Source organism: Vibrio sp. 10N.286.49.B3, from assembly GCF_002873395.1.
Classification (GTDB): Bacteria; Pseudomonadota; Gammaproteobacteria; order Enterobacterales; family Vibrionaceae; genus Vibrio.
This window is the reverse complement of the sequence record NZ_MCUV01000009.1, coordinates 77,892-100,404: the sequence shown is the minus strand read 5'-3', so window position 1 is coordinate 100,404 and position 22,513 is coordinate 77,892. Positions and strand designations below refer to the sequence as shown.

The following is a 22,513-nucleotide window of genomic DNA, read 5'->3' as shown; positions in this document are numbered from 1 at the left end:
AAGGTTTAAGTGAAGTTATAAACCTTGTACATACTGCTGGTGGGTTGCGATAGGGACAAGGTTGTTTAACGCTTCAACTGACTCGTTATTGCCATTGATTAATTGTTCAAAATGACCGATGAGTGTTGCTTTGTCTTGCTGCTTTTTCGAACCGGCACCAATATTGGTTAAGTCGATAAAGAACTCATCAAATAAATGCGCAAGATCGGTTACAACCGAGGTATTTAAGAACGGTTCGTGATTATAAATACTAGGGTAGCCACCTTTTTGTTTATCGACCGCAAAAGATAAGCCTTTTGCATTGATGATTGTCGTCGCTTTTTCACACTTGAGCATACAACCTGGAGTGATACGCGGTTTCTTACACCCAACCGTTTGTTGGAAGAAACACTGACGACTTGTCATCATGAGTACCGGGTGGTAAATGCTGTAGAAAAGCTTAAAGTTTTTCGGTCGAGTAATATGGCGCATTTGACCATAATTGATCTCATTTGAAATAAAGGCACCCGCACAGTTCAGCTCTTCTTGTAGCGTCATCAATGCGTATGAGTTGGTGGTATTCATAAATGGACCAGCAACCCACTCAATACCCATCTCATAAGCTTTATAAGCAATACCTGTGTTATTAGTCACAATCTTTGTTGGCTTAACTTCTTCCAATACTTTAACTGCAGCATGGTAGTCTTTACCAATCAGAACAGCAGGGAACCAAGGAATTAAACGTGGATTGTTTTGTAAAATTTCAATGTGTTTCGTGCAATTCTTTTTAAAGCTTTCAGGCAACTTAAAGTAGATGTCAGCCGTTGTGATATCCGCAAGTGAGATATCACTTTCATCGCTGATGAGCATTGAAAGCTTAGGGCTAGCAACGACTTTAGGTTGCTGCTCTAACTTAGGAAGTTCTTTTGCTTTGATGACAGGTTTTGAGCCATTAAGTAAAAAAGCCGCCTGATCTTTTAATTGTGTAATCTCTTTAAATGGAATACTCAGACCATCATCAAACAGGCTGAAATCAAACCCACTTAGTGTATGATGGGCATTATTGAAACTTTTGAAACGGCTTTCTAATGAGGCTTGCGTGATAGACTTTTGGTCTGCCACTCTTAAATTTGACTGAGATTGGGCAATAAGATCCCCATCATTTGTATGGATGGTTAAGGTTAGAGGCTGATCAGCTTTAGCGGTAAATGCCATAGAAATGGATGGCTTCTCTATGCTTAAATCTTGAATTTTATCTTTTAAAGTCGCACCAATTTTATCTTTTTCAGCAGTAAGTTCTTCTTTCACTTCTTGAATTTGCACTGCTGATGTTGCGTTATTTTTCGCGATAGCATAATCAACACTGTTATCACGAGGGTTGTCGGTAAACATCTCTTTAGTTAAGTCACCCGTTAGAAAAGAGTTGGTGAAATCACGGTTAAAGACTTTATGTAAACTGGAATCGTCAGCGATAAGATCGCCACTATCGATGAAGCTATTGATCTGCTTACGCCAAGTATCAATAACGGTATAGACATAATGTGCGCCTTTGATACGACCTTCGACTTTTAATGAGTCAACTTGTGCATCGACGAGTGCTGGCAAATCAAAGTACGCAGAATTATCTTTTAAGTTTAGTGGGAAGCGGTTGCCTGTTTGCGTTGGTTGATATTCATCGCGACAAGCTTGGCTACAGCGCCCTCGGTTTGCAGAGTTACCGACACTAACTGATGTTGAGTAACATTGACCAGAAAATGCAACACATAGAGAGCCATGCACAAAAACTTCAGTTAATACATCATGCTGGTGAGCAATGGAGGTTAACTCTTTGACTTCCTCAATATTCAACTCTCGAGATAAGTTAACACGAGAAGCACCAAGCTTGCTTAAGAACTTGATTTGCCCTTCATTGTGCGTAGTTAACTGTGTTGAAGCGTGAACGTCCAAGCTTGGGAAATGCTTTTTGACCAAATTAAATAAAGCAAGATCTTGGACAATAATGCCATCAATAGATGTATTAACCAGTTGATTTAGAATTTTGACAAGGCTTTTGATCTCATGCTCTAACACCACAATATTTAGTGTCAAAAAGACTTCACAATCGTACTTGTGAGCAAGGGTGAGGATGCCGTTGAGTTCGTCAAGTGACAGGTTTTTGGCTCTATTACGCGCATTAAATACATCCAGACCACAGTATACTGCATTGGCTCCGGCAACAATTGCTGCCTTAATCGCTTCTACATCACCACCTGGTGCTAAGAGTTCAATTTTCCTACTCATTGTTCATGCTCACTTTTGCTTGCTGGTATTGATTTTTAGGCAGCTATTCTACCTTCATCACAAAACCATTACTATGAATAACAATTAATTGATCTAGATCAGATTTTAGTGGCGCTTATTCATAAGTACAAAATAGATTATAAAAGAGTCAGTTAATTCAATTTTAAAGAGATACGAATAAATTCATCATCTTCATATTCAACGTCGTAAGTGAACAATTCATTGCTATAAATACAACCTAAAAAGGCATGACGTTGGATAATTGACCCTCGAAACAGTATAGAAAGAGGGTGAGACAGTTGGTAGGTTTGATCAAAGTGTGCGTTAAGATCTTGGGTTAAAACGCACAGCAAGCAATCGTCTTTAGCATGTGAAAGATCGACTTCTTCTGGTTTAGAAAGCAATACTGTCGTGCCTAATTTTTTTTCAATTTCACGAGTAAGTAACAAATAGCTTTCTAATTGACTGGGTGGTGTATCCACATAAGTACTGATCACTTTATTAAGCAGTGCTTCTATATTGACACCTGAGCCATTTGCCTTGGCTAATAGTGCTTTTATTTTTTTTCTGATGATTTTGTAGCGATTGCTTTTCGATTGCCCTTTGAGCCACTTCGTTAATATTTCATTTTTCTTAGCTACAGAGAAGACTTTAGCCTTTGAACTAAGCATCTGAAATTCTAGATGCAATAGTGCGTGTAATGCTAATTCGTTGAGTGATTTTTCACTATTAAGTTCAGAAAGATGGTTCGACTTTAAATGTGGGCTATTTTTCATTAAACGTAAACTTACTATTTAGAGACTATAAGGTCTATATTCTCGACATGTTAATCATAACGAAATCAGTATACAGTGTATAGTTTTAAACCACGTATACTGATTTATTATAAATGGCTTGTCGTGCTTAATTATTCGCCAAGTACGATGCTTTTTAACTCAACTAATGATTGGATCTCATAGCTAGGTTTAATATTATCGCTAGGCTTAGTTTCACTCGGATTTAACCAACAAGTGTCATAACCAAAGTCAAAACCGCCTAAGATATCAGAGTGGAGGTTATCTCCAACCATTAATACGCGGTTTTTATCGGGCTGATTAATAAGTTGATGAGTATGCTCAAAGATAGGCTTGCCAGGTTTTGCTGTGCCGACCTGTTCAGAGATCACAACATGTTCAAAGTAATTAGCAACTCCAGTACGCTCTAATCTGACTTGTTGTAACTCAGTGAAGCCATTTGTTATTATCCCCATTTGAGCTTTGCCACTTAATGTCTCCAAGAGATCTTTTGCCCCAGGAAGTAAGGCGCAAGTGTCAGCCATTGCCGTCAAGAAACCACTATTAAGTGCCATCGTTGTCGTGCTTAATTTATCAGCCCAAGCTTGAAATCGTCTCTGCTTAAGCTCATTGGCGGTCACTGTCCCATTTTGATATTCAACCCATAATGGTTTATTTAACGTTTGATAAACAGTGAAGTCATGCGTAGAGAAGTCGATACCAAGTCGAGAAAACATCAGCTTTAAGCCCTGATAGATATCAAAGTGAAAAAGCGTCTCATCGGCATCAAATAATACCCAGTCATATTTTTTATTATGCATATTGTTGTACCAAGCTCTCGATTGTTGTTTTCTTAATAAATGGATTGATGTTGCTTATATTAAATTCATTGCAGCATTTTAATTACATTAATCAACTTTTATAAATCATAACTGCTCAGTGATACCTTTTATATAGAATGAATGTACTTTACGGATTTAACGTTAATGTGAACATCTATTGAAAAGGAGCAAATGAGTAAAAGTTAACTCAGGATATAGTACATCAATGTCATAATTGTGCCCATCGATGCTAGATTAACTATGCGCTTGATTGTGTATTTAACTGAGGTTTAGCTATTTTTTACCTTTATAAGTGAGAGGTCAAACCAGTTCTTGGCTTTTGCTCTTCATCAATTTGGTGTTTTCAAATCAAGATCACAATTAATAATACAATAGCACTATATGATCATTTTCATCGAGTAAGAGAGTCTTAATCAAATTAATTAGGTTGTTAAAATGAAGAAAATCTATCTTAGTAGCGCGATTGCCGCTTTACTTGTTGGCTGTTCGAGTGGTGGTGTTGAAACGACAGATGCTCAAGCTTCGCCTGCGTTATCTATGACTTCAGCGGCGCATACTCAGTCACTTATTGCTCAATTAGATCCAACCAAGGCGCCTTCACAAAACTTTGATTTAACAAAGTGGAAAATTAACCTACCAATGGAAGATGATAAACCATCTCGTGTTGGTAAGGTTATGGAAATTTCTGCAAAAGATCTGAGCAATCAAGATAAGCCATTTTCTAACCCTGATTGGTTCTATACAAATAAAGAAACAGGCGCGATGGTTTTTGTTGCTCCAAACAAAGCAATGACGACGCCAAACAGTAAAAATGCCCGTAGCGAACTTCGTGCAATGCTAGCAACGAGCTATAAAGATCCAAAAAATAACTTTGCAATCGCCGCAAACCCTGATGCTGAGAGCTATGGTGCTATTGGTGGCAGTCTATCAGCAACACTGTCTGTTGACTGGGTAAGTACGAGTGGTAATCACAGCAAAAATGGTGCTTTCTCTACTGTAATTGGTCAGATTCATGGTTCAGACAACGAGCCACTTAAAATTGTTTACCGCAAATTACCAGAGCATGAATATGGCTCTCTAGTTTGGAACTACGAACTGAATGCAACGGGTGATAACTACTCGAAGCGTAAAGATATTCGTCATAATGTGTTCGGTGAATACAACTTACGTAAGTTCTCTGAAGATCCAGTTGATGGTATCAAGCTTGGGGAAGTCTTCTCTTATGACGTAAATATTGAAGGTGATATTATGCACCTTACCTTCAAGAAAAATATTGGCGAAGCCGATGAAGTTGTAAAAACTTTCGCTATTGATATCGCCAAAGGCAACTACCAAGGCAATCAATACGATGAAGGTTATGCTAATGACTGGATGTATTTCAAAGCCGGTAACTACAACCAGTGTAATGTTGGTTCGTCACAGTGTACCAATAATGGTATCGATGCTGGCGATTACGTTCAAGTTAGCTTTTACCAGTTAGATTTAGACCAATAACAACGTATTTTTTAAATAGCAGAAAGCCTCTTACTTCACGGTAAGGGGCTTTTTTACGTTCTGAGAGAATAAGTTTTATTGCTCAACATTGTGCAGTAATGAAGAAAGCTTATTCGCATACATCAAGAATGTATCATTTTATTACAGAACTCGTCATAATATTTAAACATAACTCAACAATCACTAGAGGACGTTATGAGTTGTATTATAGAGTGCATTAAAACAGTAGGGCGTGGTGAGCGTGGCCGAAAACCGTTGTCATTTGAACAAGCTAAGCAAGTAATGGATGACTACTTAGATGGACAAGTTGGCGATGATCAAATGGCCATGCTGTTAATGCTTATACGTGTCCAAAATGAAACCAACGCGGAAATTGCGGGCTTTGTGAAAGCTTTTCAATCACGCGTACCTGATCTTGGTGCCGATATTGATTGGCCATGTTATGCGGGCAAACGCAATGATAAAAGTAGTGGTAAACCTTGGCATTTAATCGCGGCAAAAATATTAGCAGATAATGGCTATAAGGTGCTAATGCATGGTTATATGGATAAGCCTAGCGGTCGCGAGCATGCCCAAATGTATCTCGATGCTGTGAATATTTGTTGCGCAGATTCTCCGCAGCATGCTAACGAGCTATTAAAACAGCAGGGGATTGCCTATTTGCCTTTAGCTAATTTTGCCCCTCAAGCCCAGACAATGATTGGTTGGAAAGCACGTTATGGGTTAAGAACTCCTATCAATACGGTTGTGCGTGCTTTAAATCCTGGTGGGGCTAAATTGGGCTTACGGGGGAGTTTCCATCCCGGATTTCAGCAACTACATGCGGAAGTTGAAAATGTTATCGGTGATAAGTCGCATTCTGTTGTCTCATTTAAAGGCCAATCTGGGGAATCGGAATATAACCCTAAAGTGAGCCAAACCGTTTGGATGAGCACGCCTGACTCAGTTCAGTCCTTCTACTGGCCAGAAATGATGTTGTCAGATATAGCACTACCTAAGCTGTGCATATTAGGAACGCCAGAGGCTGAGTGGAATTTAATGGCCAATACGATTGTCGATACGATGACCGCCATTTTATTTACCCAATATCACGTGCGAGATGACGCTTATGCCATCGCCATACGTTATTGGCAAGATTACTGTTGTCAATAGTCTGACTATTTTTGATTATTTTTACCTGCTCGTAAGTAACCTTAGCCCTTGCTATTGCTGGTTTGAGTGATTTATATCGACAGTGATAGGTTTTTTCTATGAATAAAATCACTAAAACGTATTTAGTAAAATTAAGAAATTAGACAACACTTAGTAAGTACGATGATACATTCAAGTAAGTTAAAGCTGCATTATGTTGCGATTGAAGGAGAAAAAAATGGAATCATTGAAAGTAAAAGATTATATGACTCAGCGCACCGTGACATTTACTGTTGATATGCCTCTTAGCGTAGCGTTAGATAAAGTGATGCAGTCAGTTCATTTAGGTGGACCTGTTATTAATGAACAGCAGGAAGTGATTGGTTTTCTCTCGGAGCAAGATTTGTTAGATAAGCTCGTGAAGGTTAGTTATTTCTGCCAAGACACCCATCTTGTTGGTGACTGTATGCATCCAGATGTCTTATCAGTTTCCCCTGAAACTTCAATTATTGAATTAGCCGATATGATGAAGGTAGGAAAACCGAAAGTGTATCCAGTCATTGATAATAAGCAACTGGTGGGGATTATTACACGTCGTGATGTATTAAAAGCGATTGGTAAAACGTTAGAACAGTGCTTTAAAAAGCAAGTCTAATCTCATAACTACAGTTGTTTAGATTTAGTTTTGTGAACGCAATCGATATTTAAATTGCGTTACATTTGTTACATCTAACGTTGTGATTTTCATCACGATAGTTTGTGTTTGGGTTAGTTAAAGTGGCTTTCTGTTCTCTTTATTTTCATTATTAATAGCACTTAAACTCAATAAGCTGCAATAAAGGAGTCACCTATGTCTCAAGCCGTATTTCACCTTGGTATTACAGAAGCAGATCTTAATGGAGCGACTCTAGCCATTATTCCAGGCGATCCTGCGAGAGTATCCAAAATCGCAGAACAAATGGAGAATTCTACTTTTTTAGCCAGTCATCGAGAGTATACGGTGTACCGAGCCGAGTTAGAGGGCAAACCTGTCGTGATATGCTCAACTGGCATTGGGGGGCCTTCTACCTCGATTGCTGTGGAGGAGTTAGCTCAATTAGGCGTTAGGACCTTTCTTCGCGTTGGAACGACTGGTGCGATTCAGCCACATGTAAAGGTAGGCGATATGATCGTTACCACAGGTTCTGTTCGTCTGGATGGCGCAAGTGTGCACTTCGCTCCATTAGAGTTTCCTGCCGTTGCTGATTTTGAAGTAGCCACAGCAATGAAAGCCGCCGTTGAAGAGTCTGGCGCGACAGTACATACAGGTGTAACAGCTTCAAGTGATACATTTTATCCAGGACAAGAAAGATACGATACTTTCTCTGGTCGCGTTGTTAAGCGTTTCCAGGGCTCAATGCAAGAGTGGCAGGATATGGGGGTGCTGAATTTTGAAATGGAGTCGGCAACGTTATTTACTATGTGTGCAAGCTCAGGTTTAAAAGCGGGTTGTGTCGCTGGGGTGATTATTAACCGTACTCAAAAAGAGATCCCCGATCATGCGACTTTAAAAGAAACAGAAACTCGTTCGATCAAGGTTGTGGTTGAAGCGGCGCGTAAAATGCTTTAATCGTAATCCCCCAACGGTTAGTACTCAACGGTTGGGGGACTCACTCTATCGGTATCATTTTAGTTGTTTATTAATTGCTTAAATTTAATTGAGGTAGTATTTAAATTTAATTGAGATAGCATTAAAGTTCTTCGTAACCACCTGCTTCTTTGAACCAATTAGTTAAATGTGTTTTTAAATCTTTTAGCTCATCAGGGCCAATCAGCGCTAAGCCTAAGTCTTCGGCACGCGTAATATCATTATGGCGCAATGGACGAAAACTCACGAGCATGGCACGCGCTTGCAGACCGCCGAGTAAGTCACGCAATGACTCTAATTTATACAGAGTGTCATCGCCATCATCACGCATACCCTTTGTTTTACACTCAATAATGTGTAGCTTATTATTAGCAACAGAAGCAACATCTAGCTCATTGCGCACTTCACGATTACCTAGTTGACGATAAACTTGAACATTAAGTGAGCGATCTTGAATGGTTGGTAAGGTATCTTGTATCTGCTTAACCGTAGAGTGAACAAGTGTTTCTAACCATTCGCCATTAGAAAATCGTCGCGCATCCTCATTGGCAAAAGTAAGAGTACCATCTTGATAAGTGGCAATTTTTGCTTCAACCAAATCACTTAATAGCATGTTAACTTCACGATAACCTTGTTGCTTTTCTGAGAGCGTAACATCCAATTTTTGCTCTTTACGACACGTGGTTGCCAAGTAATTGAGTGTCGCCAAACCTGGACCTAGCTCTAGAGCATTGCTCGCCCATTTTTCACCTAAAGTATAGAGTTTTGCATCGAGTTGGGGTGGTAATTCATGTGAGTTAAACTCACCTCTAGCGCCAAAAATAGTCAAATAGTCAGCGATAGTAATATGGTCTTGAACTTGGGCATCTGGGTATTTGTCAGGGTATAGCCAGCATAACTTATCGCTATTTGGTTCAACGACAAAAATAGGCCAATGATAGCTGCGAAAAACTTCATAGACCGAAAGTAGGCGATGACGTAAACCACAACTTGCGTTGAGTGTTACCTGTCTACCACGAGATTTAAGATCTTGAGCTAACGTATTAACCGCTTGTTTGATCAGTGTCGTATTTGCTGCCATTGGAATTTCAAAAAATTCAGTTGTGATGGAGCGCTGGCTTAAAACAGAATGTAACCGTTGATATACACTTTCTTGGGTTTTATCGCCAATAAAAACAATATGGCTACTCTTAGCACGACTGTCGAGTAGAGGAGTGATTAAACGCACAGGGTCTTGATCTATAATACCGACTTGAACAGGCATGGATGATTCCTTATGGGTAGCTTGCTCAAAGAAAGAAGATAAGAATGAGAAAAATAGCAAGCTATATAACTCATATAATGTTCTTTATGGGAAAAAACAAGGGCAACTCAAAATAAAAGTTGCCCTTAATGATATATTTATCGATTTGAAGCTATGTTTATAGCGTAAAGCGATGTACGAGTTGATTTTGCTGTTGAGCTAGGTTGGTGAGGTTAGTACTCGTTTGTGCGATTGATGACATCGCTTGGTAGCTGATATCAGCGATATTGTTAATATCAGCGATATTGTAAGCAATAACCTCTGAAGTTTCACTCTGCTCTGATGCCGCTTGTGAAATATGCGTACTCATTTGTGTAATTTCAATAATCAGTGACTGAATTTCTTCCATTGCGGCATTGGCATGAGAAGCTTGTTCAACCGACATATCCATTTCACTCATACAGCCTTGAATCACATTACTTGCTTGCTTTGAGCTAGATTGCAAATTACTGATCATGCTTTCAATTTCCGAAGTAGATTGAGTCGTTCTTTGTGCTAGAACACGAACTTCATCAGCAACGACTGCAAAACCTCGGCCCTGGTCACCTGCACGAGCGGCCTCAATTGCAGCATTTAAAGCCAGTAGATTAGTTTGCTCTGCGATGTTGCGGATCACATCTAAAATTGAACCAATTTGGCTACTCATTTGCTGAAGTTTATTCACCGCCTCAACAGACTCATTTAAACGACTTTCAAGCTGGTTAATGGTCGAAATATTGGTATTCATCACTTGGCGACCAGATTCAGAAGCCGTTTCAACTTGTTGTACCATAACTAAGGAACTTTGCGCACTTTGTGCCACTTCTTGTACAGAGTGGGACATTTGCTTCATTGCTGTTGCAACACTCGCGGTTTGCTCTCGTTGTGTATTTAATTGCTCTTGTGCCTGCTGTGAGGTTTCTTGGTTATGACTGGCTGTTTGAGTCAAGTTATCAGATGCATTATTGAGTTGTACCAGAACATTGTGCAAATTATCAGCCAGTGAGTTGATATGATTACCGACTCGGCTAAATTCATTGTGCGTCTTTATTTCAATGCGTTGCGTCATATCGCCTGCGGTTAAATCCTCTAATGTTTGCAGTATACGCGTAAGAGGTTGGCGCACACTTTGTGCGATATGATAGCCGATAGCGAGCGCGATCATTGTTACAACAAGTGTGATACTGATAACTTTAATAAGACCATCACTATAAATATTGCCCGCTTCATCGAGTCGTATATCCAGTTCTAACATAACGATTTCATTAAAAGAATTTAAGATAGCCATCGCATTATCGACTTCCGTGGCTAAATTGACGATGTTGGCATAAAGCGCTTCTTTAGAGGTTAAGTAGTTATAGTGTTGTTCCAATACCCCTCCACGCTGGCCAACATCACGAGTAAAAGCGCTAACAGAGCCATCGAAGTTCTGCTTTAGTCTTGGGATTTGAGCACTTAAACCGCGATATGAGTCATTAAGGTGTGTAACCGCTTTTCTATTTTTATTTAAAGCGCTTTCAATGAAGGCAAGATCGGTACTCGCTAACGCATCAGAAGTGATCACTTCGGCATCTTGCAGCCTTAAAAAGTAGCTTTTAGCGAGCATTTTAACCGAAACACTATCTTGGTCATCGACGTAGTTTTTCATGCCGACATTCAGTTCTGAATGTAAGCGCTGAAAGCGACGAGAAGATTGAATCACATTCGCTTGAGCTTCAAACATTTGCTGATAGTTGTTCATTGCTTCAACTGTTTCACTAAAGTAACGCTGCTCAATTAAGTTTAACTGCTCTATACGCTCCTCCAGATGTGGGAACGATTGGCTTGCTTGTTTTAATAAGTGAAACCTTTGCTGAAAATTATCTTCAGCTTGAATAAACGCATTCTGCATCTCGTCCATGCGTTGTGTATCTTGTGTGGTGATAAAATCTTTAAAGGATTTATCAGCAGATAATAACCCGACACTGGTTTGATTTGATAAAGTAACCAGTGGCAGTGAGGTGGTTGATACTGTTTCAAACTGGCTATTGATTTGATTCATACCCTCCATCACCATGCTGATGGTGATGGCAAACATAACAATGATTAACAGAAAACCCGCATACATCCGTTTAATTACAGAACCTTTCATCACTTCTCCAAAACTATTTCCCTAAAATCTGCAAATGCAGAAAGACATAATGTCAAAATAAAACGATTCGATTGTATGCCTTTCTGCTTACACAAAATAAGATATGGATTACAAAAATACGTCATAAATTCATTGGATTACGATTAGTGTTAAGTGAACAGCGTTTTTTATTGAGCTTTTTAATGCCTTGGCGCATACTTAACCAATTAAGTTTAATTTCATGTGATTAAGTGGAGATATTTATGGCTGAAGAAACCATCTTTAGTAAGATTATTCGTAAAGAGATTGAAACAGAGCTGCTATATCAAGATGAATTAGTTACTGCTTTTCGTGATATTAACCCACGCGCTCCTAGTCATATTTTGATCATTCCGAATAAGCTAATTCCAACCACCAATGAGGTTGAAGTTGAGGATGAAGCTATGATGGGGCGCATGTTTACGGTTGCCCGTAAGTTAGCAAAAGCAGAAGGTATTGATGAAAAAGGCTATCGTTTGATTGTTAACTGTAATGCCCATGGTGGACAGGAAGTGTACCACATTCATATGCACCTTGTTGGTGGTCGTCCATTAGGACCATTATTGATGAGCTAATGTACACGCGTCATATTCAATTTTTGGTTTTTATTGACACATAAACAGGTAACTTCTCTTAATGTTGCCTGTTGTCTATGCTGTATTTAAAGGGGGAGTTTTCTGGGTGGAGGTATTTTGAATAATCGAGTGAAGCGCTGTATTAAGGCATTCTCAGTTTCCATTCTATCGGTTACTTTGACTGCTTGCGCCAATTTATCAGCAGGCAATTTATTTAGTCACTACAGTGCACAGAATGCGGGTGTCTATCAAGCGGTACAACAAGCCCAGTATCAAAATGCGCTACAAGATATGCCAGAAGAGGTATCAGAAGCCATTTTAGGTAATTTAGAGAAGGGGCGTGTTTACTTTTTAGCGCAGCAATATAGTAGCAGTAAAGCCACGTTTGAGCTTAGTGATCAAGCGGTAACAGAGCAGCAAGCCAAAGCTCGAGTTTCAGTGTCAGATACCGTCACAAGTGTCGGTGCATTAACGGCAAATGATAATATAAAAGAATACCAACCAGCAGATTATGAACTGGGATTTTTACATCTTTATTTGGGTTTGAATTACTTACAAGAAAATAACCTTGAAGGCGCAGTCATAGAGATGCGCAGAGCAAATCAAGTACAAGAACAAGCGAAACAATCGCGCGAAAAGCAATTACAATCGGCACAAGATGAAGCCAAGAAAAATGGATTGTCAGCCAATGTAGGGAGCGTACTCGCACGTTACCCTGATGCTGGACAAAGTTTACAAGCGGTACAAAATGGTTCACTGATGTTTCTGTCCGGTCTTTTATATGAAGCATCGAGAGACCTGAACGCGGCTTATGTCGATTACCGTCGAGCATTGGCTGTTATGCCAGATAATCCTCAAGTAATCGCTCGCACCATGTATATCGCTCAACGATTAGGCATGAGTCAAGATTTAGCCAAACTGAAAGCAAGCTATGGTAATCATGTTGAGATTGCGCGTAATACCAGCCGTGTGATTGTTTTTGAAGAGCAAAGTATTGTTGATGCGATGCAAAGTTGGCGGATAGATTTACCTATTCATGACAGTCGAGGCAATGGGGCAATATATTCTTTGGCTTTACCTTATTATCCACAACAGGCACGTGTTGCATTTACGCCGATGTTGTTAGATGGACAAGTGTTACCGAGTCAAATTTTGACGGATGTAAACTTGATGGCGCAACAAAACTTAACCGAAAGAATGCCAGAGATGGTGTTAAGACAAGGCTTAAGAGTTGTCGCGAAGGATAGAATACGTAAAGAGGTCGGTAAAGGGGATGATATTAGTAATGTTGTTCTTAATATTTGGAATACCTTAACAGAGCAGCCTGATACGCGTAGTTGGCAGACACTGCCTCGTGTTATTAATAGTGCAAGTAAAGCGGTAAAGGCTGGAGAACATCGAATACAGGTTGATAACCAGTCCTATACATTTAATGTACCTGATGGGCAAACCACATTGGTGTGGATTTCTCGACAAGGTATTAAGCCAACCATTTGGCATAAACAGTTAGGGAGATTGTAATGCTTAAGATAATGACAAAAGCGAAAAGCTGGTCCACGTTAATTCTTAGTGTGTTTGCTGTGATGGGCTTATCAGCCTGTGCCGATAATACGGCAGGATTAAGAATTGATGGTCAAAATCATAAAGTGATATTTAATGATAACGTTCTACATAATCGCTTACAAATTGATGATATGACGACAGATCAAGTCAATGGTCATGCTCGCGGCATCGTACGCTTAATGAGCAACTATAAGGGTGATCAACATATTCAATATCGCTTTTATTGGTATGATGATGCCGGTCTTGAAGTGAATACAAAGCAGGGACCATGGAAGCAAGCCATTGTTCGTGGTTTTGAAAGTTACTCTATTTCTGAAGTTTCAGTAAACCCTAGTGGCACTCAGTATCGAGTTCAAATCCGTGAATCAAATGATCAATAAATCGGCTGATTAAAAGTAAACAGAATTTACTCATGGGTTGATAACTGATGAGCAAAATAGCAAATTGGGTATAAAGAGGAACCAATATGAAAAAAAGTGTGATTGCATTATTAGGTCTAGCGGTAGTACTTGGTGGTTGTTCAAACCAAGTCAACTATGGTGATGCACAGGCAACGGAAACAACAACTATTGACTTTGGTTCAACAGATCTACAAAAAATTGCCGTAGAAATGGTTGATAGCATGATGGTTTCAGGATCTGTCGCTGCGATTACTCGTGATCAACGCCCAATTGTTTTTGTTGAGCGTATCAAGAATAAGACCAGTGAACATATCGATACAGAATCCATTACAGACTCTATCAGCACTAAGATGCTGAATTCTGGTAAATTTCGTTTTGTTGATATGGATCGCGTAGAGTCTGTACGTGAACAGCTTAATTTCCAGAATAATGATGAGCTATCTAATCAAAGCGATGCGATTCAGTTCGGTAAAATGGTAGGTGCTCAGTACATGATGTATGGCAACTTATCGAGCATTGTTAAGAGTGCTGGCAGTGATAAAGATGTTTATTACAAAATGACAATGCGTTTAATGGACCTAGAAACGGGTTTAATTGAATGGGCTGATGAAACAGAAATTCGTAAGCAAGAGTCAAAACGTTTACTTGGATTCTAATCTGTAACTATTTTTATTATAAATATCATACGGTAAGCCACGATAAACTCGTGGCTTTTTTTATGCCTAAAGATTAGTGGTTACGAAAAGTAAAGTTGAGTTAATGTTTTTGGAGTTACGATCACTTTTTGCAAAACTTATTTAACTAAAATACAACAGAGTGGCTTTATAAATGAATAATTCATGTTAGATTTAACTAAAGCGTACCAACAGGGAGCATAGAGGTACTATGATTATTTATTTACATGGCTTTGACTCAAATAGCCCAGGTAACCACGAGAAAATCCTCCAGTTGCAGTTTATTGATGAAGATGTTCGTTTTATTAATTACAGCACCCTTCACCCAAAGCATGATATGCAGCACCTTCTGAAAGAAGTTTCAAAAGTGATAGAGCAATCTGATGACCCTCAACCACTTATTTGTGGCGTAGGTTTAGGCGGTTATTGGTCGGAACGTATCGGCTTTCTATGCGGTATTAAGCAAGTGATGTTTAATCCAAACTTGCATCCAGAAGTTACGATGCAGGGGCGCATTGATAGACCTGAAGAGTATGATGATATTGGCACTAAGTGTGTTGATGAGTATCGAACGAAAAACAAGCAGAAAGCTTTAGTGATTTTATCACGTAATGATGATATCCATGATAACAGCATCACTGAGCAGGTTTTATCACCATACTATGACATTATATGGGATGAAAATGAGCCACATAAGTTTAAGAAAATATCCCAACACCTCCAATCAATGAAGGCATTCAAAGCAAATTAGCTTTCAATACCCTTTTTTCATTATCGTATAGCTCATATTGGGTCCATTAATGCATTGATCTAAATCAAATAGTACTAATCGCAACATTTTTGTTGCGATGTGCTGTTTGCTCTATATAATAAATAAACTATAAATTATTTGATAAATATCAAATAAAGTTGAGAGTAGAATGTAAATCTACCTTTAAGTTGTTCTGTGTCATCTTTTCACTGGCTTTGCTGGTGGTTTTATATCCTGTAATGAACAAAAAGAAACCTGTTTGATATTGAGCACACCAAATCCTATATGAATACCAATTGCTCTAATTGTGCAGCATTTTATCGATGCCATTTTAAGCACGAGAGCCAATATTTTTATTTGCAGGTGAGAAACCTGCAGTATCCATGCTTATTCATTTTAGAGAGGATTTTTATCATGACACGTATTATCGTAGTGGGTGGTGGTGCTGGTGGTCTGGAGTTAGCGACAAAGTTAGGTCGAACTCTAGGGCGTAAAAACCGCGCGGAAATTACATTGGTCGATCGTAAGGCAAGTCACTTATGGAAGCCTTTATTACATGAAGTTGCAACGGGCTCTTTGGATGAAGGTGTTGATGCTTTAAGTTATCGTGCTCATGCAAAGAATCATAATTTTGATTTTCAAATGGGTAGCTTGAATAATATTGATCGTGAGAGAAAAGTGATTACTCTTGCCGAATTCAATGATGAACAAGGTGAATTGCTGATCCCGACTCGTGAGTTAGAGTACGACATTCTTGTTATGGCGATCGGCTCTACCTCCAATGACTTTAATACTCCAGGTGTCCGTGATAATTGCATTTTCTTAGATAGCCCAGAACAAGCTCATCGCTTTAGAACGGAGATGAATAATCAGTTCTTAAAGTTACATGCGAAAAGTGGTCAGGGTAGTGTTGATATCGCGATTGTGGGAGCGGGAGCAACCGGTGTTGAACTCTCTGCGGAACTGCATAATGCGGTGAAGGAGTTACGCACCTATGGTTTTGGCGATCTCGATTCAAGTAAGTTAAATGTGAATCTAGTGGAAGCGGGTGAGCGTATACTGCCGGCACTTCCTCCACGTATATCCTCAGCTGCCCACCAAGAGCTCGTTAACTTAGGGGTCAATGTTCGTACCGCTACCATGGTGACAAAAGCCGATGAGCATGGTTTAACCACTAAGGATGGTGAACAGATCCCTGCTCAAATTATGGTATGGGCGGCTGGGATTAAAGCGCCAGATTTTATCAAAGATATTGGTGGTTTAGAGACGAACAGAATTAATCAATTAGTTGTTAACGCAACACTACAAACAACACGTGATGATGATATTTTTGTCATTGGTGATTTAGCGCAATGTACTCAAGCTGATGGTAAGTTTGTTCCGCCTCGCGCTCAAGCTGCACACCAGATGGCTAGCCATGCCTATGATAATATAATGGCAAAATTAAAAGATAAGCCGCTTAAAGATTATGAATATAAAGATCATGGCTCACTTGTCTCTTTGAGTCGCTTCTCTACAGTTGGTAGCTTAATGGGGAATTTGACAAAGGGATCGATGATGGTTGAAGGTCGTATTGCTCGCGTCGTCTATATCTCTCTGTATAGAATGCATCAAGTGGCGCTACATGGCACAGTGAAAACGGGATTAATGATGTTGGTTGGTCGAATTAACCGTGTTTTGCGCCCTAATTTAAAGTTACATTAATCATTCTTTGGCGACCTTTATCTAGCTTATAAATAAAAACCACTTCAAATAGAAGTGGTTTTTTATACAATTCGGCATCTAGAATGAAATTAAGTCATTACTGCCAATGAGTTATTAGTCTTGTGCGACACGTCTAACTTGAATAATAACACCCATCAAAGGGTTATCTAAGTAATGCGTTTCAGTACTTCTCATACGACGTTTTTGGTCCATACGGAAGCTTTTCAAATATTGCTCAGTTTGAGTTTGAGCGTTTATCGACTCTAAATGACCAGCTTGGACTGTATTATCAAAGTGCGAGTCATCGAATACTGAACTTTCATCAGACGCATCATAAGATAGAGGCAATTCATCATTTTCTGCGATTTGCGCCATAACTTTACGTACACTAGGCGCCTTTAAATCCAAAGTCGTCTCAGCATATAGATAGTGTTGAACGTAGATCTGCAACTTACCATCGAGCTCATAAAGTGGTCTATCAATCGTTTCCTCTTCGATACTATCAGTATTGAAATTATCCACACTATCGAGAGAAGTCACATTACGATTGATGCTTTTAGAACTGCCATCAACATTATATTGAGTGGAGTAATCTCTACCGGCTTGAATATGAAAAATCGGAGCCGCACTTCTGCCTTCATCACCTTGACGCCACGCTTTATGTAAGAGGACTTTAAAACCTGCATGCTTTTGTAAACTGGCAATTTCATCCGTTAGCTGATAATCGGATTTCGGAAGTAACTCAACGCCTTTCTTATTGCGATAATTGGCATCTTGAAGTTCACCTGCTCTTGTCATGCTGATTGTCGGTAAATCATCTGGCCATGATTCATTGACTTTTTCAGGACTGATTGCACGTTTAAAAACGATCACTTCTATATCAAATTGTCGTTGCGCTAAGCTTGGCAAAGACACAAATAAGAGCAGCAGTGGGATCAGTTTTCTCATTTAGGCTCCATCATCTAGCTATTTCAATTTTGCTAGAGCGTTTCGTATTAAATAATGTATGCCCTTTATTATATAGGGCATAGGTGCTAGTGGCGACTCATGCTTACAATTTGTTGTTATGGTAATCGATTCTGTTTAAATTGCTCTAATTGTTCGCTTACAAACTGCAATCTTTTACGTCTATCTGTTAATGGTAGAGTAAATTTCAGCTTTGTTGGTCCATCCATTGCGTAAGTTTTTGATTGGGACTGAAGCAGTTTAACCAAAAACATCGGATTGATGTCAGCGTCGGGATAAAATTCAAAGTATCCTCCTTTATCATGCGCTTCAAGCTTTTTCACTTTAAGTTGTGCAGCTAAGAGTTTAAGTTCAGCAACGGAAAGTAGATTTTTAGTCGCATCAGGTAAGATACCAAATCGGTCAATAAGCTCGACTTTCAGTTCTGCTAACTCATTACTGCTTGTCACACTGGCAATACGCTTATACATAGAGAGGCGCATATTAACATCAGGGATATAATCATCGGGTAGCAATGCTGGTAAGCGCATTTCGACTTCCGTTTGATCACGAAGTAGATCATCAAGTGAAGGCTCTTTACCTGACTTTAGAGCTTCAACCGCTTGATCGAGCATTTCCATATAAAGAGTAAAGCCAACCGATTGAATTTGACCACTTTGATCGTCACCGAGTAATTCACCCGCCCCGCGAATTTCTAAATCGTGCGTTGCTAGGGTAAAGCCTGCTCCTAAATCTTCTAGGGATGCGATGGCATCAAGTCGTTTCACCGCATCTTTACTCATTGCCTTTGGATGAGGCGTTAATAAATAGGCATAAGCTTGGTGGTGGGAGCGTCCCACACGTCCGCGCAATTGGTGTAATTGAGCAAGACCTAAGTTATCAGCACGATTCATCAATATGGTATTGGCAGTCGGTACATCAATGCCGGTTTCAATGATGGTTGTACAGACTAAGATATTAAAACGTTGATGATAAAAATCATTCATGATGCGCTCTAACTCACGCTCACGCATTTGACCATGAGCAACCGTAACTCTAGCCTCTGGAATCAACTTTTCAAGATCGGCGGCCATTTTGTCAATCGTATCGACTTGATTATGTAGGAAGTAGACCTGACCACCACGCATGATTTCACGTAGGATTGACTCTCTAACCAGTGTTTCATCATATTCGCGTACAAAGGTTTTGATCGCCAATCGACGCGCAGGTGGTGTTGCGATGATAGATAAATCACGCATGCCACTCATTGCCATATTCAAGGTACGTGGAATAGGCGTCGCAGTAAGCGTTAGAATATCAACATCAGCACGCATTGACTTTACTTTCTCTTTTTGACGAACGCCGAAACGGTGTTCCTCATCAACGACCAGTAAACCAAGGTCTTTAAACTTAATATCACTTGAGAGTAATTTATGCGTCCCAACGATAATATCCACTTTGCCATCAGCAACATCGGCTAAGATTTGTTTCTGCTCTTTAGCACTTTTAAAGCGCGATAAAACCTCTATGCGTACGGGTTGATTGGCAAAGCGGTCACGGAAGTTTTCAAAGTGCTGCTGAGCAAGTAATGTCGTTGGAACTAAGATGGCGACTTGCTTGCTATTATCAGTACAGACAAAAGCCGCGCGCATTGCCACTTCTGTTTTACCAAAGCCAACATCACCACACACTAAACGATCCATGGCTTTGGCTTGGCACATATCGGACATGACCGCATTGATAGCCATCGCTTGATCTTCCGTTTCTTCAAAAGGAAAACCAGATTTGAAAGTGGCATATTGACCGCGATCTAGAGTAAATTTATAGCCTGGTTTAAGCTCTCGTTTTGCGTAGACATCAAGCAGTTCAGCAGCCACATCACGAACTTTCTCCGCTGCTTTTTTACGTGCTTTTGTCCATGCTTCACCACCGAGTTTGTGAAGTGGTGCGGAGTCTTCAGCGCCACCAGAATAACGACCGATGAGGTTTAACGAAGCGACGGGAACATAGAGTTTGGCTTCATTTTGGTACTCTAAGGTCACGTATTCTGTCACCATACCGCCAGCTTCTAAAGTTTGCAGACCAATATAGCGACCAATACCATGATCAACATGGACGACGGGCTGACCTGACTTTAACTCGGCTAAGTGGCGAATAACGGTATCGCTATTGATGTTTTTCTTATCTTTTTTGCGACGTTGGATAACACGATCACCCAATAAGTCACTTTCACAGATAAAGGCAATATTCTTTTCGGTATGAATAAAGCCATGTTCGGCGGAACCTAATACTAAGGTAAACCTTTCTTTATTGCTCAAGGCATCGTGCAGTGAAGCGACTTCAAGAGGGCGAAGCTTAATGCGTTGTAATAATTCGCTTAGCGCTTCTCGTCTGCCTTCGGATTCAACTGAAAAAACGATGTTACCAGTGAAGCTCTCACTAAATTGGCGCAGCTTTGCCAATGGCTCTTTATTTTGCTGCTGAACACTTAGGTCTGGAAGTTCGCTCAATGGTGGATTAACTCGACCTTGCTTTTCAGGCACGGCTTCAACGCTTAAATGAACCTGTGGTTGACACTTAAAAAAGCCAAATAACTCTTCTTTTTTTAACCATAATTGTTCTGGTGGTAGTAATGGTCTAAGTGGATCTATTTTTCGTTGTTCATAACGATAATCAACATCAGTTAAAAATGTATCAATAGCCGCTTCAACATCGCCAAAGGTGAGTATTTGAGTTTCTGGTGCGATGTAATCAAACAGGGTTTCTGTCGCTTCGAAAAAAAGTGGTTGCCAGTATTCGATACCTGCAGGCCATGCTCCTTTCGATACTTGCATATAGATCGATTCAGGTTCACGTCGAGCATCAAAGTGTTGACGAAAGCGAATTCTAAAGTCTTCAATTGCGGCTTCTGAAGTCGGGAATTCGTGCGCAGGAAGCAGCCTTATTTCCTCAATTTCAGCCATTGAGCGCTGATTTTCAGGATCAAAGGTACGAATGCTATCAATCTCATCATCAAAAAAATCAACTCTATACGGATCTTTGCTGCCCATAGGGAAGAGATCTAAGATTGAACCACGACTGGCGTACTCACCTGGACCAAAGACTTGGTCTACATGGCGATAACCTGATTTTTCTAACTGCAATCTGAGCTTGTTGAGTGAGTAACGATCACCTTTTTTGACCATCAAGGTATGTTGCAATAGAAAATCACGTGGCGATTGACGTTGCAGAAGAGTACTGATGGGAACAATCGTGATGCCACTTGTTAATGTTGGCAGTTGATAAAGCCGTGCAATTCTATCGGAGATAATCTCTTGGTGAGGAGAAAAACTATCGTATGGTAATGTTTCCCAATCTGGAAAGAGTGCAACATCAGCATCGGTAAACTGCTCTATTTCAGCAAGCAGCTTTAAAGCCACTTGCGGATCGGGAACAGCAAGCAGAGTATGGCTATGGTGTTGCTGAGCTAATTCTGCAATTGCCAGTGTTAGAGCAGCACCGTGTAAGTTGCCGACCTGTTTTTTGTCGCCAGCACCGTCTGCATTGACAAGGGAAAGAAGAGATAAATTAGTCATAGTTTTTAGTTCTGTTGTTCTCGTTCAAGTGAGCGTTGACGCAGGAGTTTCTGTTGCTGAAAAAGAGCGGCTTTAATTAATAGATCCTGATCGCAATCTCGTAGCTGTTGATACTTTATCGTGATTGCGTAAATAGGTACGTTATTGTTTTGATTATCGGATAGTTGTGCACTTATAACATGACCATAGCAGTATATTGCAGCGGCTGGAGTATCTAAAAACAGTTTCACTCTCACAGGGGTATTCATCGCTAAAGCCTGCTCGGATAAATAGGTCATCTGACTTGCGCCAAAAGAGAGCGTTTTGTGCCTAAACAGCGCTTCATCTTGTTGAGAGAGCATAAAGCTTAATAGTAAGTTGAGTTTACTATTTTGCGTATCAAGTAATTGAATGACGTGCTTAAAGTCATTGCTTTTCAGTTCTTGCTTGGCTGAATCCGTTAATGTGTCAAGGTGGCTAAATTCACTGGCGACAATAAATGGAGCAGGGATTTCTGCTTCGAATGCATCTCCAGTTGGTAGAATGAAGTCCATAGCTAAGGGTTCAACATTGACAGTCAAACTGTGGTGGACACTAAAATACTCTTGCTCTGTCATGTAGACTCCTGGCTAGTTAACTTATTGATTATCGTCAACTGAGCTAACTAATCAAGGTAAGTTGTCTTTTGCTTACTATATTTTCATCAAGTTTGAGTGAAAAAGTCACAATTTAGTTTAAATTGTTAATTGTGCATGATTAATCAGTAATTTTGTGTGGTTAACCTTTAAT

The 22,513-nt window shown here is 39.8% G+C and carries 18 protein-coding genes; 10 read left to right on the top strand and 8 right to left on the bottom strand.

The window, feature by feature from the left end; genetic code table 11:
* Positions 1 to 15: 15 nt before the first annotated feature.
* From BCU68_RS05560 to yjjG, 3 genes are all read right to left on the bottom strand, one after another.
* Positions 16 to 2,259, bottom strand: coding sequence for a peptidase U32 family protein (locus tag BCU68_RS05560; RefSeq protein WP_102563803.1), 2,244 nt, complete (start codon positions 2,257 to 2,259; stop codon positions 16 to 18).
* A 152-nt stretch (positions 2,260 to 2,411) separates the two neighbouring features.
* Positions 2,412 to 3,035, bottom strand: a complete 624-nt coding sequence (locus BCU68_RS05555) for a DUF2913 family protein (protein ID WP_102563802.1) — start codon at positions 3,033 to 3,035, stop codon at positions 2,412 to 2,414.
* 131 nt (positions 3,036 to 3,166) lie between these two features.
* Entirely contained in the window at positions 3,167 to 3,853 is a 687-nt protein-coding gene (gene yjjG, locus BCU68_RS05550; protein ID WP_102563801.1) for a pyrimidine 5'-nucleotidase, read from the bottom strand.
* A gap of 456 nt (positions 3,854 to 4,309) precedes the next feature.
* Between yjjG and BCU68_RS05545 the strand changes: the two genes are divergently transcribed.
* From BCU68_RS05545 to udp, 4 genes are all read left to right on the top strand, one after another.
* On the top strand, positions 4,310 to 5,368 hold the full coding sequence (locus BCU68_RS05545) for a polysaccharide lyase family 7 protein (RefSeq protein WP_102563800.1): 1,059 nt from the start codon (positions 4,310 to 4,312) through the stop codon (positions 5,366 to 5,368).
* 168 nt (positions 5,369 to 5,536) lie between these two features.
* Positions 5,537 to 6,520, top strand: coding sequence for a glycosyl transferase family protein (locus BCU68_RS05540; RefSeq protein WP_277868777.1), 984 nt, complete (start codon positions 5,537 to 5,539; stop codon positions 6,518 to 6,520).
* A gap of 217 nt (positions 6,521 to 6,737) precedes the next feature.
* The gene (locus BCU68_RS05535) at positions 6,738 to 7,154 is read left to right on the top strand and encodes a CBS domain-containing protein (protein ID WP_102563798.1); all 417 of its coding nucleotides are present in this window, start codon (positions 6,738 to 6,740) and stop codon (positions 7,152 to 7,154) included.
* Positions 7,155 to 7,349: 195 nt separating this feature from the next.
* The gene (udp, locus tag BCU68_RS05530; protein ID WP_102563797.1) at positions 7,350 to 8,108 is read left to right on the top strand and encodes a uridine phosphorylase; all 759 of its coding nucleotides are present in this window, start codon (positions 7,350 to 7,352) and stop codon (positions 8,106 to 8,108) included.
* Positions 8,109 to 8,229: 121 nt separating this feature from the next.
* On the opposite strand, the gene BCU68_RS05525 is transcribed toward udp, so the two are convergent.
* Positions 8,230 to 9,390, bottom strand: coding sequence for a DUF1887 family protein (locus tag BCU68_RS05525; RefSeq protein ID WP_102563796.1), 1,161 nt, complete (start codon positions 9,388 to 9,390; stop codon positions 8,230 to 8,232).
* Positions 9,391 to 9,547: 157 nt separating this feature from the next.
* On the bottom strand, positions 9,548 to 11,539 hold the full coding sequence (locus BCU68_RS05520) for a methyl-accepting chemotaxis protein (RefSeq protein ID WP_102563795.1): 1,992 nt from the start codon (positions 11,537 to 11,539) through the stop codon (positions 9,548 to 9,550).
* Positions 11,540 to 11,781: 242 nt separating this feature from the next.
* Between BCU68_RS05520 and BCU68_RS05515 the strand changes: the two genes are divergently transcribed.
* The 6 genes from BCU68_RS05515 to BCU68_RS05490 all read left to right on the top strand — a co-directional run bounded on the left by BCU68_RS05515 (position 11,782) and on the right by BCU68_RS05490 (position 17,225).
* On the top strand, positions 11,782 to 12,132 hold the full coding sequence (locus tag BCU68_RS05515; RefSeq protein ID WP_102563794.1) for an HIT domain-containing protein: 351 nt from the start codon (positions 11,782 to 11,784) through the stop codon (positions 12,130 to 12,132).
* A gap of 129 nt (positions 12,133 to 12,261) precedes the next feature.
* Positions 12,262 to 13,653 (top strand): hypothetical protein, encoded by a 1,392-nt coding sequence (locus tag BCU68_RS05510; protein WP_102563793.1) that lies wholly within the window; start codon positions 12,262 to 12,264, stop codon positions 13,651 to 13,653.
* The gene (locus tag BCU68_RS05505) at positions 13,653 to 14,075 is read left to right on the top strand and encodes a YcfL family protein (protein WP_241901276.1); all 423 of its coding nucleotides are present in this window, start codon (positions 13,653 to 13,655) and stop codon (positions 14,073 to 14,075) included. Before BCU68_RS05510 ends, BCU68_RS05505 begins: the two co-directional genes overlap by 1 nt.
* An 86-nt stretch (positions 14,076 to 14,161) precedes the next feature.
* Complete coding sequence (gene lpoB, locus BCU68_RS05500; RefSeq protein WP_102563792.1) at positions 14,162 to 14,752, top strand: penicillin-binding protein activator LpoB; 591 nt, start codon at positions 14,162 to 14,164, stop codon at positions 14,750 to 14,752.
* 229 nt (positions 14,753 to 14,981) lie between these two features.
* Positions 14,982 to 15,521: an alpha/beta hydrolase YcfP gene (gene ycfP / locus BCU68_RS05495; RefSeq protein WP_102563791.1), complete on the top strand. Its 540-nt coding sequence runs from the start codon at positions 14,982 to 14,984 to the stop codon at positions 15,519 to 15,521.
* Between the two features lie 414 nt (positions 15,522 to 15,935).
* A complete protein-coding gene (locus BCU68_RS05490) occupies positions 15,936 to 17,225 on the top strand; it encodes an NAD(P)/FAD-dependent oxidoreductase (RefSeq protein WP_102563790.1) in 1,290 nt (429 codons plus the stop codon).
* A 114-nt stretch (positions 17,226 to 17,339) separates the two neighbouring features.
* On the opposite strand, the gene BCU68_RS05485 is transcribed toward BCU68_RS05490, so the two are convergent.
* The 3 genes from BCU68_RS05485 to BCU68_RS05475 all read right to left on the bottom strand — a co-directional run bounded on the left by BCU68_RS05485 (position 17,340) and on the right by BCU68_RS05475 (position 22,341).
* Positions 17,340 to 18,173: a peptidoglycan binding protein CsiV gene (locus BCU68_RS05485; protein ID WP_102563789.1), complete on the bottom strand. Its 834-nt coding sequence runs from the start codon at positions 18,171 to 18,173 to the stop codon at positions 17,340 to 17,342.
* Positions 18,174 to 18,289: 116 nt separating this feature from the next.
* Complete coding sequence (mfd, locus tag BCU68_RS05480) at positions 18,290 to 21,745, bottom strand: transcription-repair coupling factor (RefSeq protein WP_102563788.1); 3,456 nt, start codon at positions 21,743 to 21,745, stop codon at positions 18,290 to 18,292.
* Positions 21,746 to 21,750: 5 nt separating this feature from the next.
* Positions 21,751 to 22,341, bottom strand: coding sequence for a PilZ domain-containing protein (locus BCU68_RS05475; RefSeq protein WP_102563787.1), 591 nt, complete (start codon positions 22,339 to 22,341; stop codon positions 21,751 to 21,753).
* Positions 22,342 to 22,513: the final 172 nt, after the last annotated feature.